Genomic DNA, 5,900 nt, shown 5'->3' on the forward strand with positions numbered 1-5,900 from the left:
GAAGAACTCCAAGCGACGAACGAAGAAATGGTCGCCAGCAACGAAGAATTGCAGAGCACCAACGAGGAACTCCAAAGCGTCAACGAAGAACTCTACAGCGTCAACGCGGAACTGCAGGTTCGAGTCAATGAACTGAACGAAGCCAACGCGGACATGGTCAACCTGTTGGCGACCACACGCGTTGGAGTCGTGTTCTTGGATAGCGATTTGCGAATTCGACGCGTCACCCCCGAAATCTCGCGTTTGCTATCGATTGAACAAGATGACGCGGGCCGACTGTTCGAGTCCTTCATCCAACCGATCGACGACAAGCAATTTCTGGAACATATCCGGACAGTTCGCGACGAACACATCGAAATGGAGTGGGAGATCACTTGTCGTGAATCCTCCTATCTGATTCGCGCGTTGCCCTACCTACGAAATCACGAAGCCAACGGTGTGGTGATCGCCTTCATCGACATTGACGTGCTGCGCAAAGCAGAACGCGATCTCATGAAGTTCAAGTTCATGGCGGATGAGAACGTGGACGCGCTCGTGTTGCTCGATCAAAATGGAAGGATCAGTTACGCGAACCGCAAGATGTGCGAACAACTGGACTGCACACTGGAAGAACTGTCAGGACAGTTGTTCTCCCGTTTCAAGTCCGAAATGGACCCACAAAACTACAGGGAACGGCTGGAAACAGCTCACGAGAACCGCGGTGACTTGTTCGAATCTTGGCATCGCCGCAAAGATGCGACGGACTTCCCCGTGGAAATTGCTTTGACGCCGGTCACGTTGCAGGACGGTCAGTTCCTGTTTGCGTCGATTCGCGACATCTCGACTCGCAAATCCCACGAGGCGCAAATGCGTCTGTTGAGCAAAGCGATTCAGTCTGCTGCCAACGGAATCGTGATCACCGATTGTTCCCAAGACGATCATCCGATCACGTTTGTCAACCAAGGGTTCCTGGACATGACCGGATTCTCCGAACAGGAAATCCTCGGACGCAACTGCCGTTTCTTACAAGGTCGAGATTCCGATCCCGAGACCATCCAGGCGATTCATCGCGCACTTGATCGCGGTGAATCCATTCGTGAACTGATCAAGAACTATAGAAAGAACGGCGAGCCCTTTTGGAACGATCTGTACATCACGCCGGTGCACGATGAACGCAATGTGCTGACACATTTTGTAGGCGTGCAAAACGACGTGACCGAGCGAATTGAATCCGCGAGGCAAACGGAAAGCAACGAGCGAACGATTCGCTTGCTTTTGGATTCAACCGCGGAAGGAATTTTCGGGTTGGACGTGGACGGCATCTGCACGTTTGGAAACGAGAAAGCCGCTCAGATGTTGGGCTACAGTTGCAGCAACAAAATTGTCGGCCTCAACCTCGCTCAGTTGGCCCAACCATGTGACTCGGACGGCAATCCCGTTGACACGCAACGGTTGCAGATCCTCAGTGCGATCCGCCAGGGGGAACCGCTCAACCGATACGACGAACGTTTCTGCAAGAAAGACGGCGAGAGCTTCCCGGTTGAATACTGGTGTCACCCCATTCACGAAGACAAAGCAATCATCGGTGCGGTGGTGACCTTTGTTGACATTGAAGATCGCCTGCGTGTCGAGAACGAGCTCCGCGAAGCCAAGTTGGCGGCTGACACGGCCAACGAAGCCAAGAGCCGTTTCCTTGCCAACATGAGTCACGAACTTCGCACGCCATTGTCGGCGATGCTGGGATTCACAAAAATCCTGCAAGAGGATCCCGAGGACAGCAACGTCGAGGAGTACCTGGCGACAATCCAAAGAAATGGGGATTACCTTTTGCGTTTGCTCGGCGATTTGCTTGACCTTTCGCGAATTGAAGCGAACAAGTTCACGACCTCGAGCAGCAGTGTTTCCCTCGGAGAACTGTTGGGAGACATTTTCGAAACAATGAAAATGCGAACCCAAGACTACGAGAATTCACTGCACTTCGATGTCAGCGAACCGCTGCCGCAAACGATCACGACCGATTCAGCTCGACTCCGTCAGATCATGATCAACCTGATCGCCAACGCCATCAAGTTTGCTCCCCATGGTCGCGTCGACGTCATCGCTCGGTCCGAACAATTCGATGGACAGACCCATTTGATCTTGAAAGTCGTCGACAACGGAATCGGGATCGCGGACGAGAAACTTCGAACACTCTTCAAGCCCTTTGTTCAAGCCGACGCGACAATCTCCAACCGGTTCGGTGGAACCGGTCTAGGGCTCAGTATCACCAAACGACTGGTCAACGCCCTGGGGGGCACCATTGAGGTCAGGAGCACAGAAGGAGAAGGCAGCGAATTCGCGATTCGATTGCCTGTCGATCCGATCGGCCCGTTGAGTCATCTGGCAGTCCAACTGAACGATGAGCGCGAGAATGATAAGCAGAAGACATCGGTGGACCAAAACGTTCAGCTCAACGCACGTGTTTTGATCGCCGACGACATGCGAGACGTTCGGTTCGTGGCCCAACACTTTCTCAAGAAGGCAGGGTGCGAAGTCGAGGTGGCCGAAAACGGACGCCAAGCCGTTGACATGATCCTGGCCGCGATCGCGAACGGTTCGCCATTCGATCTTTGTTTAATGGACATGCAGATGCCTGAACTGGACGGCATGGGCGCGGTTCATGAACTTCGCAATCGCGGGATCGAACTGCCGGTGATCGCACTGACTGCCGACGCGATGAAAGGCACTCGTCGCCGTCTGATCAGCGAAGGGTTTGACGAATATCTGAGCAAACCTTTGAAAGTGAACCGCTTGCTTCGGATTGCAAAGGGCTTGCTGGACGGTTGAGCGTGGCGCCGGATTTGCTACCAGAGGCTTGAGCAGACTGAGTCTCCCCGTCCCTGTTCTCCGGTTATCAATCGTGTCTCCATCAACACATCCATCGACGCGAGGCTCCCTTCGCAAGTGGTTCACCCGCACCGCCGCGACTGCGGACGACCTAGCGGATTCAACCATCCGTCATCTCCGCCAGCGATGGGGACGGAGCGTCACGCCGCAAATCCAAGCCTACACGGGCATCGCGACCGCTGACGCCATCCATCTCAGCGGACGAGTGCTGGCCAATCCGCCAGTGCAACCGGATTTCAAGAATGATCGTTGGTGGCAAAATTTCAGGCACTCGTGGCGACGGTTTGCGAGCGATGAAATTCCCGGCGTTAAAGTGGAAGGATCCTTCCAAAATTCCAGCGGGCGTACCGTCACAGATGCGGAAGGTTACTTACGGTTGGAACTGCCGATTCCGAAAGCGTTGGGCGAACCTGAATTTTGGTCGTCGGCTCATCTGGCGATCGTCGAGGACACACGCGTCACGCCGCTTGAATCACTGACCACCTGCGACGTGCTTCAAGCACCGAGACAGGCGAAATATGCGATCGTCAGCGATATTGATGACACCATTCTTCGAACGGGAGCCACTGACCTTGCCACGATGGCCAAACTAACGTTCTTTGGCAACGCTCGGACGCGTGCCCCGCTGGAGGGCGTCGCGTCTCTTTATGAGTGCATGCAACACGATGGGAATCGCTTTGGGCCGCCGGTAAACCCCATCTTCTACGTGTCGTCGTCACCTTGGAATTTGTTCGATCTGCTGGAAGACTTCCTTCACAACAATGCGATCCCTCAAGGCCCCTTGTTCTTGCGTGATCTCGGCATCGACCGAGACAAGTTCATCAAACAAGGGCATGATCGCAAGCTTGAACAAACCCGGTTTTTGATGAACGCCTTCCCAGAACTCCCATTCGTGTTGGTGGGCGATTCAGGTCAAGAAGACGCTCGTCTGTACGCGACCGCGGCGGAAGAATTTGGCGACCGCATTCTGGCGATCTTCATTCGTGACATCGATCCAACTGCGACCAGTGCTCACGATCAAAAGGTGGATCGTTTCGCCAGACGAAGTCTCGCTGCGGGCGTCCCGATGCATTTAGTGAAAGACAGCATCGAGGTCAGTGTCATCGCGGAACGACTGGGCTTGCTAACCAAAGACTCTTTGTTCGACATCGCAGAGGCAACCAAACGCGATCAACAACGTCAAGCAGGATCGCTGTAATCGCAGGGAGTTGGCATCAAGACGACGGGCAAGTCACACTCCATCACGCCGGGCTGCGTTCGCCGTCACGCTTGATTTGTTCCACCACGCGAACCGCCTTCGGTTCGGGTTGGATACCATCACCGTAGCGTACCGCGTACACCTGGGTGGCCTCCGCGCCCAGCAAAACAATCATCGCGGTGTAGTAAACCCAAACCAACAGCACGGCCAAGGAAGCGGCCGCTGCGCCCAATTGAGCTCCTGGTTCACTCATCGAGAAATACAACTGCATCGCGTATCGACCAATCAAGAACAGGATCGTCGTCAGCGCCGCGCCGACCGCCACGTCACGCCACTTGGTAACCGCGTCGGGCATGAATTTAAAGATCGACGCGAAGATCACAAACACGACCACCGCTTGAACAGCGAAGTTGGCCAAATGGGCCACCGACTCCGACATGCCGATCCAGCCGCCGACCTGATCCCCCAAAGCGGTCAACACCGAGGAAACAACCAGCGAAACCAACATCAAGAATCCCAGGCCCAAGATCATCCCAAATGACAAGAATCGTTTAGCGATCATGTCTTTGATGCCGCTGTTTTCAGGATCCGGTTTCACCTCCCAGACTTGATTGAGCGCGGCTTGCAATGCGGAAACCACGCCGGTTGCCCCCACCAAAATCCCAGCAAAACTAAGCAGGGTTTTCCACCACTTCCCCGAGGCTTGTTCGTGGTTGTTCATAATGGTTTCGATTTGGTCCACCGCTGCCGGATTGCCGATCATCTGCGACGCTTGCGATTGCAAGATCCCTTGGGCTTTGTCGGTCGCCTGTTCACTGTCGTACATCACCGACAAGCTGAATGTCAGCACGGTCATCATCAAATACAGAAGCGGCGGCAGAGCGAAAGCGGTGTAGTACGCGAGCGATGCGGCCAACGTGCTGCAGCGATCCTTTGAAAATTCCGAAAACGTCTGCTTGAGGAAACCCACAACTCCACCACTTGATTGAAAGGAACATGATTCGTCCTCTCTTTCTCAAGCAATCGACGTGCCGAATGGACCGGCAATGTGTCTTGGGGCAAATCGAATTTCAAATCAACCGTTTTCGCGTAGCTCCGGGAAGACGTCCACATCCAATTCTCGACGTTTGATCACAGCCGCAATTCGTGTCAGGAAATCACTTTTCAAATTCGCGACTTGTTGCTGCGTTAGGTCGAGCCGTTCTGCCACTTCGAGGTTGCCGCGTCCGACCACAAACAACAATTCGATCGCCTTGAGTTTGGTGAAGTTGCCCCGTGCTTGCCAATTCGCGATTTGTTCCTGGACCACTTCGGCAACCAAGTGTTGTTCCAATTCACGACGCTCGGCACTTCGACAAATCGAACTCGGCAATCTGGCGTCGCTGGCTTCGACGTTGTCACCGCTTCCCGATCCCGATGAGCTGCCACGGCCAAGCAGCGGGAGTTCCGGGCGTCGACCGCTCTGCCGCAATCGGTCGGTCAACTTGTAACTGCAAATCGAAAACAGATAGCTCTCCAGCTTGCGACGCGAATCGTAATTGGGAAGCGAAACGAGAAAACCGATGAACGCTTCTTGAACCACATCTTCGCTGGCCGCCAGATCACCGAGACGCCGACGCGCAAACGCCAGCAGGCGTCCCTCGTACTGATCGATCAACTGCTGCCAAGCATCTTGATCGCCACCGCGAATCGATTCGATCAGGCGAACCTCCTCTTCGCGTTCGGGATCGTTGTCCGCGGTCGTTGGTATGGCAGGTGAATTCATGGTCACCAGATTAACTGCAATTTGCAAACGCGTCGATCAACCCGAATTTTGTGTTTTGAAGTTGCGATTTTT

Annotated in this window: 4 protein-coding genes; 2 read left to right on the forward strand and 2 right to left on the reverse strand. The window is 54.3% G+C overall.

What is annotated here, in order from left to right:
* Positions 1-2,805, forward strand: a 2,805-nt coding sequence (locus tag ACF8AM_RS14955; RefSeq protein ID WP_392556406.1) for a PAS domain-containing protein, incomplete at its 5' end; no start/stop codon positions are given.
* Positions 2,806-2,878: 73 nt separating this feature from the next.
* On the forward strand, positions 2,879-4,063 hold the full coding sequence (locus ACF8AM_RS14960) for an App1 family protein (RefSeq protein ID WP_392556407.1): 1,185 nt from the start codon (positions 2,879-2,881) through the stop codon (positions 4,061-4,063).
* A gap of 43 nt (positions 4,064-4,106) precedes the next feature.
* Here the strand turns inward: ACF8AM_RS14960 and ACF8AM_RS14965 are convergent, their stop codons facing one another.
* Complete coding sequence (locus ACF8AM_RS14965; RefSeq protein WP_392556408.1) at positions 4,107-5,033, reverse strand: YihY/virulence factor BrkB family protein; 927 nt, start codon at positions 5,031-5,033, stop codon at positions 4,107-4,109.
* Between the two features lie 105 nt (positions 5,034-5,138).
* Entirely contained in the window at positions 5,139-5,828 is a 690-nt protein-coding gene (locus ACF8AM_RS14970; protein WP_392556409.1) for an RNA polymerase sigma factor, read from the reverse strand.
* Positions 5,829-5,900: the final 72 nt, after the last annotated feature.

Source organism: Rhodopirellula sp. JB055, assembly GCF_043100905.1.
In the GTDB taxonomy this organism is placed as follows: domain Bacteria; phylum Planctomycetota; class Planctomycetia; order Pirellulales; family Pirellulaceae; genus Rhodopirellula.